The organism is Pseudomonas mandelii (assembly GCF_900106065.1).
In the GTDB taxonomy this organism is placed as follows: Bacteria; Pseudomonadota; Gammaproteobacteria; order Pseudomonadales; family Pseudomonadaceae; genus Aquipseudomonas; species Aquipseudomonas mandelii.
Window position 1 is genome coordinate 1 of the sequence record NZ_LT629796.1, and the last position, 15,727, is coordinate 15,727.

A 15,727-nucleotide genomic window follows, 5' to 3' on the forward strand; every position below is an offset into this window, starting at 1 on the left:
AGCCGGCAGAAATACTGGCGTACAACGATGGACGCGAGCCGTCGCCTGGGTGACGAGTTTCTCGAACTGGCCGCCAATGGTCGCCTCGGCGAGCGCTTGCTGACCCTTTAGTCAGTGTTTTGCCCGGCGCTCTGGTAAACTCGCCGCCTGCCACATCGCCGCGGCGATCGCCACCTGACAGAGCTGAAATCACTGTGGAAATCTTCAAAGAGTTTACGTTCGAATCCGCCCACCGCCTGCCTCACGTACCGGAAGGCCACAAATGCGGCCGTTTGCACGGCCACTCGTTCAAAGTGGCGATCCACTTGAGCGGCGACCTCGATCCGCACACCGGCTGGATTCGCGACTTCTCGGAAATCAAGGCGATTTTCAAGCCGTTGTACGAGCGCCTCGACCACAACTACCTGAACGATATTCCCGGCCTGGAAAACCCGACCAGCGAAGTGCTGGCCAAGTTCATCTGGAAGGAACTCAAGCCCCTGCTGCCGGAACTCAGCGCGATCCGTATCCACGAGACGTGCACCAGCGGCTGTATCTATCACGGCGAGTAACCCGCTCTAAACGACAACACAATTCCCCTGTGGGAGCGAGCCTGCTCGCGATAGCGGCCTGTCAGTCACATTGATGCCATGTGTGCCGACGCTATCGCGAGCAGGCTCGCTCCCACAAGGAGCAATGCGTTTCGTCAGTGATACAAAAAACAGCCTTCATTGGCTGTTTTTTTATGCCTATGCTTTTTGGCTCGAACATGCCAAGAGGACATCCCATGAGGACTGACTGGCCGCTGGCTCAGACCTATCGCTTCAACGGGCATTCCGTTCGCTACGCCGTGCGCGGCGACGGCCCGCCACTGGTGTTTGTGCACGGCACGCCCTTTTCGTCTTACGTGTGGCACCGCATCGCTCCACATTTCATCACCACCCACCGGGTGCATTACTTCGACCTGCTGGGTTATGGGCAATCCGAGAAAATCACCGGCGACGTATCGCTGGGGGTACAGAACGACCTGTTGGCGAGCTTGCTCGATCACTGGGGCCTGGCGCGGCCGGACGTGGTCGCCCACGACTTCGGCGGTGCCACCGCGCTACGCGCGCACCTGCTCAACGGCAAGGATTACCGCAGCCTGACATTGATTGATCCGGTGGCGTTGACGCCCTGGGGTTCGCCGTTCGTGCAGCATGTACGCCAGCATGAAGCGGCGTTCAGCGGACTGCCCGATTACATTCAACAGGCGATTGTGCCGGCATATATTCGCGGGGCGATCAAGCGCGACATCCCCGATGAAGAGCTCGACCCGTATGTACAACCGTGGCTGGGCGATCCCGGGCAAGCGGCGTTCTATCGGCAGATTGCGCAGATGGACGAGCGTTACACCCGCGAGGCGGAGGTGTTGTACCCAACGGTGCGTTGCCCGGTGCAGATTCTGTGGGGCGAGGAGGATCAGTGGATTCCCATCGAGCGTGGACGGGCACTGCATCAGATGATCGCCGGGTCGCAATTTCATCCGGTTCCCAATGCCGGGCACCTGGTTCAGGAGGATGCGCCCGAGGCCATCGTCGCGGCTTTACTGCGGTTCCTGCCCTTAATCCAGCCCTCCTGAAGAAACCGAATCCCTGTGGGAGCGAGCCTGCTCGCGAATGCGGTGTGTCAGGCAATGTAGATATCGACTGATACACCGCAATCGCGAGCAGGCTCGCTCCCACATGGGCTCCATATTCCTTCAGGTGCACCGCATTTGTGCCCCTCCCGCGCCAAACTCTCCGCCTCGACTATAAGTAACTGCATATCCAGCCATTGGCACGACCACTGCAACCCCTCCCGCGTCACCCATTCAGCAAGGAACGCCACATGACGCAAAAAGATCCGGGCAACGATTACCCTCTCAGCGAAGTACCGATGCATGCCCGCAAAGGCCTCGCCTCCACCGCCATGGTGCTGCTGGGATTCACCTTCTTTACCGCCACCATGTTCGCCGGCGGCAAGCTCGGCGTGGCGTTCAGCTTTAGCGAGATGATGGCGGTGATTATCGTCGGCAATCTGCTGCTGGGTATCTACGCCGCAAGCCTGGGTTACATCGCCTTCAAGAGCGGCCTCAATTCGGTGCTGATGGGGCGTTTCTGCTTCGGTGAAGTGGGCAGCAAGCTCAGCGACTTGATCCTCGGTTTTACCCAGATCGGCTGGTACGCCTGGGGCACGGCCACAGCCGCCGTGGTGCTGGGCAAGTATTTCGAACTGAGCGAGGGCACCGTTCTGGGCCTGATGGTGCTGTTCGGCCTGGCATTTTGCGCCACGGCGTATGTCGGTTATCGCGGGCTGGAAATCCTTTCGTACATCGCGGTGCCCGCCATGATGTTGCTGCTGATGCTGTCGATGTGGGTCGCCACAGTGAAGGTCGGCGGGCTCGATGGGCTGCTCGCGGTGGTTCCGACGGGAACGCTTGACTGGTCGACCGCGATTACTTTGGTCTTTGGCACCTTTGTCAGCGGCGCCACCCAGGCCACCAACTGGACGCGCTTCTCCCGTTCCGCCCGGGTCGCGGTGCTGGCGAGCCTGATCGGCTTCTTTATCGGCAACGGTTTGATGGTGTTGATCGGGGCCTACGGGGCCATCGTCTACCAGCAACCGGACGTGGTCGAAGTGCTGCTGTTGCAAGGTTTCGCCATGGCCGCGATGGCCATGTTGCTGCTCAACATCTGGAGCACCCAGGACAACACCATCTACAACTTCGCCGTCGCCGGCTGCAACCTGTTGCGCACCGGCCGCCGCAAAACCGTGACCCTGGCCGGCGCGGTGATCGGCACCTTGCTCGCGCTGCTGGGCATGTACGACATGCTTGTGCCGTATCTGATCCTGCTGGGCACGGTGATTCCGCCGATAGGCGGCGTGATCATGGCGGATTTCTTCTACCGCTATCGTGGTCAATATCCTCGTCTGGCCGATGCTCGATTGCCGGCGTTCAACTGGCCCGGTTTGACCGCCTATGCCGTCGGCACCGTCGCCGCATTCAGCTCGCCCTGGATCGCGCCACTGGTAGGGATTGCCGCTGCCGCGCTAACGTATGTGCTATTGACCAGCGTACTGGGTGCCCGTGCCGCTGAAGCTCCCTAACAAGATCTATAAAAGGATTCGCCTGATGCACATCATCAACGCCCGCCTGCGCAACCAAGAAGGCCTGCATGAGTTGCACCTGGAAAACGGCCTGATCCGCACCATCGCCCGTCAGACCGAAGCCCCCACCCTGGGGCCCGACGACCTCGACGCCGGCGGCAACCTGGTGGTGCCGCCCTTTGTCGAGCCGCACATTCACCTCGACGCCACCCTCACCGCTGGCGAGCCACGCTGGAACATGAGTGGCACGCTGTTCGAGGGCATCGAGTGCTGGGGCGAACGCAAGGTCACCATCACCGAGGAAGACACCAAGACACGCGCCAAGAAAACCATCCAGACCCTCGCCGCCCATGGCATCCAGCATGTGCGCACTCACGTCGATGTCACCGACCCGCAACTGACCGCGCTCAAGGCAATGCTTGAAGTGCGCGAGGAAAGCCGGCACCTGATCGACCTGCAAATCGTCGCGTTCCCGCAGGAAGGCATCGAGTCCTACCGCAACGGCCGGGAGCTGATGGAAGAAGCGATCCGTATGGGCGCCGATGTGGTGGGGGGCATTCCGCATTTCGAATACACCCGCGATCAGGGCGTCAGCTCAGTGAAGTTTCTGATGGACCTCGCCGAGCGCACCGGCTGCCTGGTGGACGTGCATTGCGACGAAACCGACGACCCGCATTCACGCTTTCTGGAAGTGCTGGCCGAAGAAGCCCGCAGCCGTGGTATGGGTTCGCGGGTGACCGCCAGCCACACCACGGCCATGGGCTCTTACGACAACGCGTACTGCGCCAAACTCTTCCGTCTGCTCGGGCATTCGGGGATCAGTTTCGTCTCCTGCCCCACCGAAAGCATTCACCTGCAAGGGCGCTTCGACACCTTCCCGAAACGCCGCGGCGTGACCCGGGTCAATGAGTTGCTGGAAGCGGGGATGAACGTGTGCTTCGGCCAGGATTCGATCGTTGACCCGTGGTATCCGCTGGGCAACGGCAACATTCTGCGGGTGCTGGAAGCGGGGCTGCATATCTGCCACATGCTGGGGTATCGCAACCTGCAAAGTGCGCTGGACCTGGTCACCGACAACAGCGCCAAGGCCATGAACCTTGGGGACCGTTATGGGCTGGAGGCCGGACGGCCGGCGAACTTGCTGATTCTGTCGGCGGACAGTGACTACGAGGTGATTCGCAGCCAGGGGTTGCCGTTGTATTCGGTACGCGACGGCAAGGTGTTGATGAAGCGGACGATGCCGGTGGTGGAATGGGCGGGTCAGCTCTGAAATTTCGCTGACTGGGCGGGCCTCTTCGCGAGCAGGCTCGCTCCCACAGGGTTTCGTGATCGGCTCACGCCCCTGTGGGAGTGAGCCTGCTCGCGATGGCTATCTAATAATCAACCCATCAACCGCGCCGTGCCAAACAGCCTGACCCGACTCAATTTCCCCTCCGACTCTTCCAACAAAACCGGCGCCGTGCCGCCCGGCATGACGACTTTCACTTCACCCGCCGTCACCCAACCCACCCGCCACGCCGCACACGCCACCGCACTGGCGCTGGTGCCTGACGACGCCGTCGGCCCTTCCCCGCGTTCAAACACCCGCGCCACCACTCTCCCCTCTGACTCAAGTATCGCCCATTGCAAATTCACCCCCGCCGGACACGGATGCCCAGCCCCGGTCGGCGCGGCATAGGCGATACGCATCAAGCCTTGAGCCAAGGGCGATTCTCGCATCTGCTCATTGCTGGGCAACGCGTCGGCATTCGTCAGCAGCGTCACGCAATGGGGATTGCCGATGCGCACAAACTGGCTGCGGTTCCAGGCAGGATCAAGCGCCGACAACGGCTGCACATGGCTGACTTCGCGCTCGTTCAGCGTCACGCGTTCAGCCTCGCGCGCACCCACCGCTTGCGGCCCGAACGAAGGCTTGCCCAAATCCAGCCAGAACCCTTGAACACCGTCGACCTCAGCGGCGTCCACAGTGGTTTCCACCGGTGAAACCGCATCGCGCTTGTCGTGATGAACCCGCAGCAGGCACGCCTGCTCCTCGGGCATCAATCCTTGCTCGCTGAGCGCCTGGGAAAAAATCGTCAGCCCATTACCACTGCGCTCGGCCAGGGTGCCGTCGGTATTGACGATCAACAGATCAAAGGGCGGCGAGGATTGAAACGGCCCCACCAGCAGCCCGTCGCAGCGATGGTCTTTGCTGCCCGATGGCTGTGAACCGGGCGCCCAACTGCAGAATGCCTCGATAGCGGCCGATGCCCAGTGCTCGCGGATCTGCGCAGCGTCGCGAGCCTGGTCCGGCAAATCGATACCGCGACCGCGCACCTCGTCGGGCGTCACCACCGCGTAGATATTGCCTCGAGCATCGTAGAACGGCGTCATGGATCGGTCCTGAAAGTCAGCTTGAAAAGAGCCCGTACTGTAGGCGTCAACGGCCTGCGATGAAATACCGCCCCGGCGTCACGCCAAACGTTCGCCGGAACATCGCAATGAACGCGCTGATATTGTCGTAGCCCAGTTCCAGGGCGATGGTGGTCACCGGTACGTCGGCGGCGAGTAACTCCAGCGCTCGCAGCAAGCGTGCGCGCTGGCGCCATTGGCTGAAGCTGAAGCCGGTTTCATCGACGAAGCGCCGGGCCAGGGTCCTGGCAGACAAACCGACCCATTGCGCCCACTCGGTGAGCGAACGGTTGTCGGCGAGGTCGTCGGCCAGCGCCTGACTGATCCGCCGCAGACGCGGGTCGAGTGGCAGCGGCAGACCGAAGGGCTCGGCGGGCAGCGCGGCGACCTCATCCACAATCAATTGAGCGATCCGCTCCTGTCGCTGATCCAGCGGTCCCTCGCTCCAGGTCGCCGCCCGGTCGACGGCCTCACGAAGCAAACCTGAAGTTGCGATGATGCAGGGTTGTCCGGGCAATACGACACAGGCCGGCGCGACCACGTAGACACTCCAGCCGTGGAAGGGGCCGTGGGAGCGCAAGCCATGCACACAGTCGGGTGGAATCCACACCGCATGGGTCGCCGGCACCACCCAGTGATGATCTGCCGGCCTCCACCGTCAACAGCCCGCGCCGCGCGCCCAACAGTTGCCCGCGCGCATGCCGGTGGGGAGCGCTGGTGCGCTCAATGGGACTGTCCAGGACCGAGGCAATCACCAGCGGCCCTGCGTTGGATTGCGCCTGTTCAATAGATATCAGCGGTTCAGCCATTGGCAGTTTCACGTTATCGAATGACCCGGATAGCGCAGTTTAGCCATGAGCAACGGATTAGTCTGGGCACTCATTCACCGGAGTCTCAACCATGCGCGCCGAAGAGCTGCTTCCCGACGATCTGAACCAAGGCCAATTCAATGGAACTGTCGTGCGCAAAGGCACGGTCGGGGCCTTTCTGATCAATGCCCGGATGCTGATCGATCCCCAGACACCCGAGGATCAACGCACGGCCGCCACGCAAGACATTCTCCAGGCGTTGCCGGCGCTACGTGCCCTGGGCCTGTTCGAACTGATGCAGGTGCGCGACCCACTGGTCCGGGCGTTGTGTGAGCAAGAGCCGGGCGTTCCTCCAGTCACTCAGTTATAAATCCCTCGCCACTTATTGCGAACAAGTCTGCCAGATCTGTCAGTTATGACAGCAGACAAGCCTTCGCCCCCGGGCCAGAGTGAAGCTCCTGATGCACGTTCGGAGGAAGGTCATGAAACGGGCTTCCCTAGTGTCCCTGCTCATTGCCCTGGTACTCGGCGGAGTAACTGCAGGCGTCAAATTGGTCTACGACGTCGTACCCAACCACTTGGCCGAAAAAAATCGCAATGAACCGCTGTTCCTCAGAGGCCGGAGCGAATGCCGCCATGATTGTGGCGCCTGCGATAAGGGCGATACCTTCCTCGATGGGAACGCCGATCTAAAGACCGACAACCCGCGCGTGTTCGAAACCTTCAACGCCGAATTCATCACGCTGCGCGACGATTATGCCGTGGGCTCGTCGCTGGAACTGGGGGCCTGGGATCCTCGTCATGCCGTGGAATTGGCCCACAGGCCTGCGCAGAACCAATGGAACGGTTCGATTGATGTGCCGGCGGATCAGGACATCCTGTGGAAATGCATCGAGCGCAATAACGACGCGTCGCACGCCGTGCGTTGGCAGCCAGGACCAAACGTCAGCTTCACCAGCGGCACCGAGAGCGAGACAAGAGGCACCTTCTAGATTGGCGTTGCAGGTCTGAAAAGAGGGCACGACATGAGCCGCAGATACCCGATCTCTCCCATGGAAACGCTATACAGCGAGGGCCGGAAATCCTTCATCGACCTGGTTCCTGACGGCGCGACTCGCCTGGAAGCACTGTTCAGAACGGTTCCGGCCCTGGGCGAACTGGCGGTCGGTGTTGTTTACGGTTATTTGCATGACCGTTCTGACTTGGATCCTCGTCTGCGTGAAGCGGTGTCGTTTGCTGCGATTGTCGCGGCGGGCATGGTCGGGCCACCGTTGAGTGTGCATTTCAAGACGGGGCTGGCCTCGGGGCTCGCACCGGCAGAACTGACGGGAATATTGCTGCAGGCTTCAGCCTTCGCCGGTTTTCCGAGAGCGGTGGCTGCGGCCGATCAGCTCAATCGACTGTTTGACGAAGCCGCAATTGTTTCGCCGCCTCCCCCCACACCGCGCGAGGTAGCGCTGGCGTTTTGTGAGCAAGTGCGCAATGGCAAATCAGCCGTCCCCCTGAGTGCTGCGATCAAACGCCTGTTACGCCGCTCGCTGCGCCTTTCGATCCAGGCGACAACGGCCAGCACCGTCATTGTTGAATGTTTCGACGACGAGCCCTCCCTTCCTGCCGCGCTCTTGCACATTCAAGTGCAAGGAACGCAGATCGTCTCGGTGACACGTTTTATTGCTCGTTGATCGACAACCGTTCGTGACCACAGTCAGTGCGTCGGAAAATACCGCTGCAAACCTTCAGCATCCACACGTTGTCGCCTGCACAGGCAATTAACTCGCGGCCTGCGCTCGCGACAGAGGGTCAGGCTATGCAAGGATGTCGCCCTGCCTGACCGCAAACCGCTGTGGACGCCGCCGAACCCTATGGGTCAGTCACTGTCCCTTTGGGAGTGCGACGTTTTTTTGCCAAGGATCGATATGACCAGCCTCAATACCCAAGCCTCATTTGTTCCCGGACGCCTGGAGCAGATGTCCACCCGCATCGCCTTTTTCATTGCCGGTCTTGGCATCGCTGCCTGGGCGCCGCTGGTGCCTTATGCCAAGGCACGGGCCGGGCTCGACGAAGGGACGCTCGGGTTGTTGCTGTTGTGCCTGGGGGTGGGCTCGATTCTGGCGATGCCGATAGCTGGCCTGCTCGCCACGCGTTTCGGCTGCCGTCGGGTGGCAACCGGGGGGACGTTGTTGATTTGCGCGGCGTTGCCGTTGCTGGCCACCGTGTCGTCAATACCGGCATTGATCGCCACTCTGTTCATGTTCGGCGCGGGCCTGGGCACGGTGGACTCGACGGTGAACCTGCAAGCGGTGATCGTCGAGCGGGCCAGCGGCAAGAACATGATGTCGGGGTTTCACGGGATGTTCAGCCTCGGCGGGATTGTCGGCGCGGCGGGTGTCAGCGCCCTGCTCGGCTTGGGTCTGTCGCCGTTGGGGGCGATGGCGGTGGTGATCGTGGTTCTGGTGCTGGCCTTGCTCAAAGCCGCGCCGCACCTGTTGCCTTACGGCAGCGAAAGCTCGGGACCGGCGTTTGCCGTGCCCCATGGCATCGTGCTGTTTATTGGCGGCATGTGTTTCATCGTGTTCCTGGCCGAAGGCGCGGCGCTCGACTGGAGCGCGGTGTTCCTGGCGCAGGAACGCGGGATTGACACGGCGTATGCGGGGCTCGGTTACGCCGCGTTTGCGCTGACCATGACCGCCGGACGGCTGACCGGGGACCGGATTGTCCGACGCCTGGGCGCGACGCGGGTGATGGTGTTCGGCGGCCTGATGGCGGCGGCGGGTTTGGCATTGGCGACGTTTGCGCCGGCCTGGGAGGCGGCGCTGGTCGGGTATGCGTTATTGGGTGCGGGCTGCTCGAACATCGTGCCGGTGCTGTACACCGCGGTCGGGAAACAGACGGTCATGCCTGAGCACATTGCAGTGCCGGCCATTACCACATTGGGCTACGCGGGAATTCTCGCGGGCCCGGCAGTGATCGGCTTTATCGCCCATGGCAGCAGCTTGAGTTTTGCCTTCGGGTTGATGGCGGTGTTGCTGGTGGCGGTAGCCATTGGCGGGAAAGTGTTGAAGGTTTGAAAGCTTCGCGGGCAAGCCTCGCTCCTACAGGTTCGGTGGTCCCTAGGAGCGAAGCTTGCCCGCGAATGAAGGCGACTCGGGCTATCAGAACCCGACGCTGGCCTGCACAAAGAACGTGCGTGGTGCACCGACGTACATCCCCGAGTTGTTGTCGCTGGAGCGGGTGAAGTACTGCTTGTCGAAGATGTTTTTTACCCCGGCCCCGAGCTTCAGATTCGACAACTGCGCGCCGAAGTCATACCCACCGCGCACGTTCCAGGTTACGTAGCCCGGAATGTCGCCGTACTGACCATCAGCAGAGCCTTCGGTGATGTAGTTGTTGGTGAAGCTGCCATCGGCGTTCACCGCAACGCCCGGTGAGCGCTGCTTGGACTGGGCAAACGCGTCGAGGTTGTAGGTCCAGCGGTTGATGTCGTAACGCAGGCCGGCGGTCGCCACCTGGCGCGAATAGAACGGCAGGTCACGGCCCTTGAAGCCTGGAATTTCACCTTCATACACGGCGCGGGTGTAAGTGAACCCGGCGTTGGCGGTCAGGCCGTCGAGCCGTGGGTCCAGTGCCGCCATGTTGTAGTGCACCGACGCCTCGATGCCCTGGTGCGTGGTCGCGCCGAGGTTGGTCCAGCCCGCGTCATTACTGATGTATTGCAACTCTTTATCGAAGTCGATGTAGAACGCCGTCAACTCACCGCCCCACACCTCATTGTTGTAGCGCGTGCCGACTTCATAAGTCTTGGCCTTTTCCGGCTCCAGGCCATTGGCGGGTTCATCCCCCGTGCCACCCTGACCCAGCTGGAAATACTGCAGGCTGCCGAACGAGGTTTCGTAGTTGGCGAACAGCTTCCACTCCTCCGACAGGTGATACATCACGCTCAGGGCAGGCAGTGGCTCGTTGCTTTCGATGCTGCGGTTTTTCTCCGGTACACGTCTGCCGGCGGTGTCGAGCACGGCGCGGTCGTGCCAGTCGGTGCTGATGTGTTCGAAGCGGATGCCGGGCGTAATCGTCCAGTTACCGACGTCGATTTTGTTGTCGACGTACACCGAGTTGGCTTCAGTGCCGCCGGTACGATCCTGGTACACATGGCCGTCCGAACCAGGACGAATCACTGGCTCGTTGTTGACCAGCGCCAGGCGGCTCGCCTGCTCGTGCATGCCCTCCTTGAGGTAGCGATAACCGACACTGACTTCCTGGGTGGTCGGGCCGACGTCAAACACACGGGACACCCGCGGTTCTATACCGAAGGTGTAATACGTGCGCGGGAACGAGCCCAGGGTTTGCTGATTGCGAGCCGCAATATTGCTGCCACGGAAGCTGTCGGTGTAGTACGTCAGCACTTCGGCCTGAGTGCGATCATCGAGCTGCCGCGTCCACTTGAACGAGACATCCTTGCGGCGCCCGCTGAAGTTGTCGTTATTGCGGTCGGACTGAAACGGATTGGCGTCGTACTGTGCCTGGGTCAGGCCGCCGGGCATGTCGGCGCTGGCGTCGTAGTAGTGAAAGTTGAGGCTGAAATCGTCGACATCGGTGGGCGCCCAGTGCGTCTTGAGCATCACGTCGTCGATGTCATTGCCGTTGTTGCGCTCGCGGTAACCGTTGCCGTTCACGCCGGAATACAACAGCGCCATGCCGATGCCATTGTCGGCGGTGCCGCCGAGGAATGCGGTGTCGATGTGCTTCCAGCCGCCGTGCTGGGACGTTTCCAGGGTGGTGCCGATTTCACCGGTGGCTTTTTCCGGGATCGCGCGCGTCACGAAGTTGATCACGCCACCGACGTTCTGCGGTCCATACCGCACGGAACCGGCGCCGCGCACCACGTCGATGCTGTCGAGGTTGCCGGAGGAAATCGGCGCCATGGACAGCTGCGGCTGGCCGTAGGGCGCGAAGGCTGCCGGTATGCCGTCGATCAGCACGGTGGAGCGTGGCGACAGGCGCGAGGTCAGGCCGCGCACGCCGACGTTCAGGGAAATGTCGCTGCCGCCGGTGCCGTTGGCGTCCTGCACTTGCACGCCGGGCACGCGCTTCAATACGTCGCCGACGTTCATGGCGCCTTGCTCGACCATCGCTTCGCGGCGGATCACAGTACGTGCGCCGGGATGGTTCTGCACCACCGCCGCGTCGGCATCGCCAAGCCAGTCGCCGACCACTTTGATGTCGGTCATGCCCAGCTCGATCGGGCCGGCCGTTGCGGAAGTCGGCGCCGGCATCAGGGTCACCGAGCCTTGATCGATCTGGTATTGCAGGCCGCTGCCTTGCAGCAATTGGCGCAAGGCCTGTTCCGGCGAGAGGTCGCCGTCGACGGCGGGGGCCTGTTTGCCGGCCACCAGTTCAGGACTGAAGAAAACCTGCAACGACGTTTGCTGACCCAGCTCACTCAAGGCCTGGCCCAACGGTTGCGCGGGAATATGAATGCCGTCGGCGGCAAATGCCTGGGGAAGCGCGGCACTGACGGCCAGCGCGAGCGCAAGCCGCAGCCAAGGTGACTTATTGTTTTTAGCGGTGGTTTTCTTCACGTCGAACATTGTCCTGTAGATCGCAAGAGTGTGCGGCTGTTAATGCAAACCAGTTGCAGTTGGACAAGAAGACGAAGAACTCAAAAAAAACCTGAATTGGTTTGGAAATTAATTGGAAATTATTTCCTGACTGCCGTCATCGAGGGTCCGCACGGCCACCGGCAGAATGCTCGGCAAGGCCTTGAGCAGCGCGTCGGTGTTGTCGGCTTTGAACACGCTGGTCAGGCGCAGATTGCCCACTTTGTCGTTGCCGACCGTCAGCGGCTTCTCGCGGTAGCGCGAGACTTCTGCGGCGACATCGGCAAGGCTGGCGTTGTTGAACACCAGTTTGCCGCTGCGCCACGCGGTCAGTTCCGCCGGATTGACCGCATAAGCGGCGGCAACCACGCCTTTGGCATCGACACGAGTGCCGAGGCCGGCGGTGAGGCTGATCACATCAGGTCCCTGCCCCTGAACCTTGACCGTGCCCTGCTCCACCGCCACCCGGGTTTCGGTCAGTTCGCGGCGCACATCGAAACGCGTGCCGGTGACCGTCACCTTGCCGCTACCCGCCTCGACCACGAAGGGCCGGCGGCTGTCATGCTCGACGCTGAACAGGGCCTCACCTTCCATCAGTTCGATACCGCGACTGTCCTTTTCATAACGCACCAGAACGCGGCTACGACTGTTCAGGTCGATCACCGAACCGTCGGGCAACGCCACATGACGACGCTCGCCCAAGGCCGTGGAATAGTCGGCCGTGTAGGTCGTCGGGTGATTCAACCCGCTGAACAACCCCAAGCCGAGCGCCACGGCCAGCACACTGGCCGCCACCGCATAACGCACCAGCGGCTGACGCTTGCGACGTGCCGGCGGCGTTTCGCACAGGGCTTGCAGACGCTTGGCGGGCAGCAGATCGGCGGCCGTCCACAAGCCCTGCAGCACCTGGAATTCGTCGCGATGTTGGGGATGTTCAGCCAGCCAGGCTTCGAAACGCCGATACGCTTCGACGTCCACGGCCGGTTCCTGCAAACGCACAAACCAGCGCACCGCATCGTCGCGCACCGTTGTTTGCCCGCACGCACAATCACGAGTATCCATCATGGAAGTTCCTGTTTGGCTGGGGATGAGAAAGTGCGGCCGATCATGGGTGCAGTCCGTCGAGGCGGTCGCGCAGATGCCGCAAGGTGCGGATCATATACTTTTCCACCATGTTCTTGGACAGACCCAGGCGTTCGGCGATTTCCGCCTGGGTCAGGCCTTCGATCTTCTGCCAGACAAAGACTTTTCGGCAGTTGACCGGCAGCTCGCAGAGCGCCCGTTCGATGGAATCAGCCAACTGGATCGCCTGCATGAAATGCTCCGGGTCACCGGACGACGACCCACTGTGATCAACCGCCTCCGACTCCATGGCGCCCCGCCGGTCCTCACGCCGATAACCATCCACCGCGATATTGCGCGCGGTCTGGTGCAAATAGGCCCGAGGTTGTTCCACCGCCGACGAATCGGACTCAAGCACCCGCACGAAGGTGTCGTGCGCCAGGTCCTCGGCCTGCTGACGATTTCTCAGGCGACGGGTCCAGGTGCCAACCAACTCTTCGTAATGCTCGAAAAAGCCGTGTCTGCGGGGCAACTTGGGGGTCATTGCGGTGTGCTGTGGAGACGGGGCGTGAATAGTAATGCTTCCTATTAATGGGAAGCAATGGATTCCACATCGCCAGGTTTGCCGTTAGTCACCCAGGAATGATGTCGCCTGAAAGACCACTATGGCGAGCAGGCTCCCACCGTTGACCGAGTGGTCCGGGCGGACGCGGTTTAATGTGGGAGTGAGCCTGCTCGCGAAGAACGATGACGCGACGCATCAATGAATACGCGGGTAGGTTAGTTTTAGGCTTTTGGCAGATCCATTCGATAACCAGCCCCCGGCGCTCCTTCATGCATCGCCGCCTGAATGTCCGCATACAAAGCGTTCGCCTCCGCAGTAGTGATCGATCGCGAACAATCACGCAGCACCACGCGCAAAAGCACATTTTCCTGGCCCGGCAGCAGCCCGAGTCGTTCAATCGCCTGCGCGGGTAAATCCGAGAATGCCCAACGCCCCTTGATCTGCATCTCCTCGATCCAATCAGAACAGTCACCCGCCGCCTGCAACATTCTCTCGGTCAACACCTCCTCGCTCAGCCCGGGCGTAACCGCCAACGAAATGTCACGAGCAATCGATGGCAAACGTGATACCGGGGCCCATGGATTCAGATCATGCATCTGCGCCTGCACTCGTACGTTCTGATCTCGCAGCAAGCGAATATCCGGGATACCTTTGCGCAACATCGTCAGCCGATCCAGCCCCATCCCAAGCGCCAACCCTCCATGACGCTGCGGATCAATCTTCAAGCGCTCCAACAAAGACCTCGCTATACGGCCGCACTCCAGTACTTCAACCGGAGCACCGTCATTCACCACATTCACTTCGATTCCACCCTCCGTGTAGTGATGCGGACTGTCGCTGTAGACCCAGGATTTTTCAGGAACAGCAGACTTGAGGATGTCGCCGACCAGACGCAACAGCTGTTCATGCGTCGACAGCTCCGGATCACCCAATACCCAGACATCCATCTGATGTGGCTCCGCGCAATGCCAACGATCCCGGCTATCACGACGGAAAGTTATACCCGGCGCGGCCAGCAAGATCGTTTGCCCCGGTTGCCGCACTTGAGCCGCTCGCTGAAGCGCGGCCGGAATCTGGCTGGTGGTTTGTGTTCTCAACAGCGAGTATTCATCGACCCAACGGGTGTGCTCACTCCCTAGCGTGACCTCTGCCGGGTCATAGCCGAGTAATCCGTAATTTTCCTCGGCGGAGACAATTCGCGGCCCCGTTTGCAGTTGAGCCTGAGGCCAACCTTTTTCGGCAAGTCCTTGGAGTATTTCAGTTAGCAGGAGCCGGACGGAATGGTCGGGATTGTTTGATTCGGTTAGATCAACCATTAACAGGGCCTGTTCCAGAACGCTGTCCGTAACGGTTTTCCTTGAAGACGTTTCCATGCTGTTTCTCTCAAAATTGAGTCCTTGCCGACAAGGTACACAGCCGTTGGTGTGTATAGCCGACGAACAGGAAAAATCAGAAGGAGCTGACAGCACAGTCTTACTTCAAGGACGTGCAAACCCTGCATGAGTTGATGTGTAGATATCGGCTCACTTGAGACCGAGGTGATGCCACCGCGAGCAGGCTCACTCCCACAGTTGACCGAGTTGTCCGGGCGGACGCGGTTTAATGTGGGAGTGAGCCTGCTCGCGAAGAACGACGACGCGGTATTACGCTGCTTACTGGGGCACGTCGACGTTATCCATCATCCGGTTCACCGCCAGTTCCGCCTGCATGATGATCTGCTGGATCCCCAGCGCCGTATGCCGATGCGGGCCTTCCAGGTACGCCGCGAAATCAGCAGTCATGACGCTGGCCGAGGCCAGTGATTCGCAGGTGTGCGCCAGCAGGTCTTCGTCTTTGATGTCCGGTGCAATCATGAACATGGTGCTCGGTTTTCGAATGACCGGGATTTTGAGGGCGGCGGGGTTGAGGTAATGGTCGAGGGCGCGTTCGGCGGCTTCGTGGAGTTTTTTGGAATCGAGTGATTCGTAGGGGGATGCCGGATCAGTGTCTGGCGGGTTTGGAGTAACTTTGCACCTATGCCTTTCTTCCTTAATGGGCAGCCACACCTCGCTACTAATACAAGGGGTGGCGGCTGTACGCAGGTTAGTAGACCGGGGAAAGAAGGCAAAGCCGGCGCGCCCGAGGGCGCCCTGCGCACAGCCACCATCAGGGACAGGCATTGGAACACCTGTCTGACAGACGCTTGTGCAGCCTTCAAA

The 15,727-nt window shown here is 60.9% G+C and carries 14 protein-coding genes and 2 pseudogenes; 9 read left to right on the plus strand and 7 right to left on the minus strand.

Translation table 11 applies throughout. The annotated features are described in order from the left end of the window. From BLU63_RS32640 to codA, 5 genes and pseudogenes are all read left to right on the plus strand, one after another. Positions 1-111 (plus strand): annotated as a pseudogene (locus tag BLU63_RS32640) (patatin-like phospholipase family protein); the annotation flags it as partial. 83 nt (positions 112-194) lie between these two features. After that, complete coding sequence (queD, locus tag BLU63_RS00005; protein ID WP_008152165.1) at positions 195-551, plus strand: 6-carboxytetrahydropterin synthase QueD; 357 nt, start codon at positions 195-197, stop codon at positions 549-551. A 215-nt stretch (positions 552-766) separates the two neighbouring features. Continuing rightward, entirely contained in the window at positions 767-1,600 is an 834-nt protein-coding gene (locus BLU63_RS00010; protein WP_077748866.1) for an alpha/beta fold hydrolase, read from the plus strand. Positions 1,601-1,848: 248 nt separating this feature from the next. Further along, positions 1,849-3,108, plus strand: coding sequence for a cytosine permease (gene codB / locus BLU63_RS00015; RefSeq protein ID WP_083374623.1), 1,260 nt, complete (start codon positions 1,849-1,851; stop codon positions 3,106-3,108). 25 nt (positions 3,109-3,133) lie between these two features. Continuing rightward, positions 3,134-4,378 carry a cytosine deaminase gene (codA, locus tag BLU63_RS00020; protein ID WP_083374624.1) on the plus strand — a complete coding sequence of 415 codons (1,245 nt, stop codon included), beginning with the start codon at positions 3,134-3,136 and terminating at the stop codon, positions 4,376-4,378. 110 nt (positions 4,379-4,488) lie between these two features. Here the strand turns inward: codA and BLU63_RS00025 are convergent, their stop codons facing one another. Both BLU63_RS00025 and BLU63_RS00030 read right to left on the minus strand, forming a co-directional pair. Next, positions 4,489-5,481 (minus strand): diaminopimelate epimerase, encoded by a 993-nt coding sequence (locus tag BLU63_RS00025; RefSeq protein WP_083374625.1) that lies wholly within the window; start codon positions 5,479-5,481, stop codon positions 4,489-4,491. A 46-nt stretch (positions 5,482-5,527) separates the two neighbouring features. Further along, positions 5,528-6,308 (minus strand): annotated as a pseudogene (locus BLU63_RS00030) (AraC family transcriptional regulator). Positions 6,309-6,399: 91 nt separating this feature from the next. Here BLU63_RS00030 and BLU63_RS00035 point away from each other — a divergent pair. From BLU63_RS00035 to BLU63_RS00050, 4 genes are all read left to right on the plus strand, one after another. Continuing rightward, positions 6,400-6,678, plus strand: a complete 279-nt coding sequence (locus BLU63_RS00035; RefSeq protein ID WP_083374626.1) for a hypothetical protein — start codon at positions 6,400-6,402, stop codon at positions 6,676-6,678. Positions 6,679-6,790: 112 nt separating this feature from the next. Next, positions 6,791-7,300, plus strand: coding sequence for a carbohydrate-binding module family 20 domain-containing protein (locus BLU63_RS00040; RefSeq protein WP_159454567.1), 510 nt, complete (start codon positions 6,791-6,793; stop codon positions 7,298-7,300). A 33-nt stretch (positions 7,301-7,333) separates the two neighbouring features. Continuing rightward, complete coding sequence (locus tag BLU63_RS00045) at positions 7,334-7,990, plus strand: carboxymuconolactone decarboxylase family protein (protein ID WP_083374628.1); 657 nt, start codon at positions 7,334-7,336, stop codon at positions 7,988-7,990. Between the two features lie 234 nt (positions 7,991-8,224). Then, a complete protein-coding gene (locus BLU63_RS00050; RefSeq protein ID WP_083374629.1) occupies positions 8,225-9,376 on the plus strand; it encodes an MFS transporter in 1,152 nt (383 codons plus the stop codon). Positions 9,377-9,460: 84 nt separating this feature from the next. Here BLU63_RS00050 and BLU63_RS00055 read toward each other — a convergent pair whose 3' ends face one another. The 5 genes from BLU63_RS00055 to BLU63_RS00075 all read right to left on the minus strand — a co-directional run bounded on the left by BLU63_RS00055 (position 9,461) and on the right by BLU63_RS00075 (position 15,562). After that, positions 9,461-11,884 carry a TonB-dependent siderophore receptor gene (locus BLU63_RS00055; protein WP_083377231.1) on the minus strand — a complete coding sequence of 808 codons (2,424 nt, stop codon included), beginning with the start codon at positions 11,882-11,884 and terminating at the stop codon, positions 9,461-9,463. Positions 11,885-11,992: 108 nt separating this feature from the next. Then, complete coding sequence (locus BLU63_RS00060) at positions 11,993-12,967, minus strand: FecR family protein (RefSeq protein ID WP_083374630.1); 975 nt, start codon at positions 12,965-12,967, stop codon at positions 11,993-11,995. Between the two features lie 40 nt (positions 12,968-13,007). Beyond that, on the minus strand, positions 13,008-13,508 hold the full coding sequence (locus tag BLU63_RS00065) for a sigma-70 family RNA polymerase sigma factor (protein WP_010458519.1): 501 nt from the start codon (positions 13,506-13,508) through the stop codon (positions 13,008-13,010). A gap of 242 nt (positions 13,509-13,750) precedes the next feature. After that, complete coding sequence (gene srmL, locus BLU63_RS00070) at positions 13,751-14,902, minus strand: PheS-related mystery ligase SrmL (RefSeq protein ID WP_083374631.1); 1,152 nt, start codon at positions 14,900-14,902, stop codon at positions 13,751-13,753. Between the two features lie 279 nt (positions 14,903-15,181). Further along, positions 15,182-15,562 carry a DUF6124 family protein gene (locus tag BLU63_RS00075; protein WP_042932872.1) on the minus strand — a complete coding sequence of 127 codons (381 nt, stop codon included), beginning with the start codon at positions 15,560-15,562 and terminating at the stop codon, positions 15,182-15,184. Positions 15,563-15,727: the final 165 nt, after the last annotated feature.

Bases quoted from the DNA above. Each gene is read 5' to 3' on its own strand.
- BLU63_RS00010 (WP_077748866.1), top strand. From the start codon at position 767: ATGAGGACTGACTGGCCGCTGGCTCAGACCTATCGCTTCAACGGGCAT.
- codB (WP_083374623.1), top strand. From the start codon at position 1,849: ATGACGCAAAAAGATCCGGGCAACGATTACCCTCTCAGCGAAGTACCG.
- codA (WP_083374624.1), top strand. From the start codon at position 3,134: ATGCACATCATCAACGCCCGCCTGCGCAACCAAGAAGGCCTGCATGAG.
- BLU63_RS00025 (WP_083374625.1), bottom strand. From the start codon at position 5,481: ATGACGCCGTTCTACGATGCTCGAGGCAATATCTACGCGGTGGTGACG.
- BLU63_RS00035 (WP_083374626.1), top strand. From the start codon at position 6,400: ATGCGCGCCGAAGAGCTGCTTCCCGACGATCTGAACCAAGGCCAATTC.
- BLU63_RS00040 (WP_159454567.1), top strand. From the start codon at position 6,791: ATGAAACGGGCTTCCCTAGTGTCCCTGCTCATTGCCCTGGTACTCGGC.
- BLU63_RS00045 (WP_083374628.1), top strand. From the start codon at position 7,334: ATGAGCCGCAGATACCCGATCTCTCCCATGGAAACGCTATACAGCGAG.
- BLU63_RS00050 (WP_083374629.1), top strand. From the start codon at position 8,225: ATGACCAGCCTCAATACCCAAGCCTCATTTGTTCCCGGACGCCTGGAG.
- BLU63_RS00060 (WP_083374630.1), bottom strand. From the start codon at position 12,967: ATGATGGATACTCGTGATTGTGCGTGCGGGCAAACAACGGTGCGCGAC.
- BLU63_RS00065 (WP_010458519.1), bottom strand. From the start codon at position 13,508: ATGACCCCCAAGTTGCCCCGCAGACACGGCTTTTTCGAGCATTACGAA.
- srmL (WP_083374631.1), bottom strand. From the start codon at position 14,902: ATGGAAACGTCTTCAAGGAAAACCGTTACGGACAGCGTTCTGGAACAG.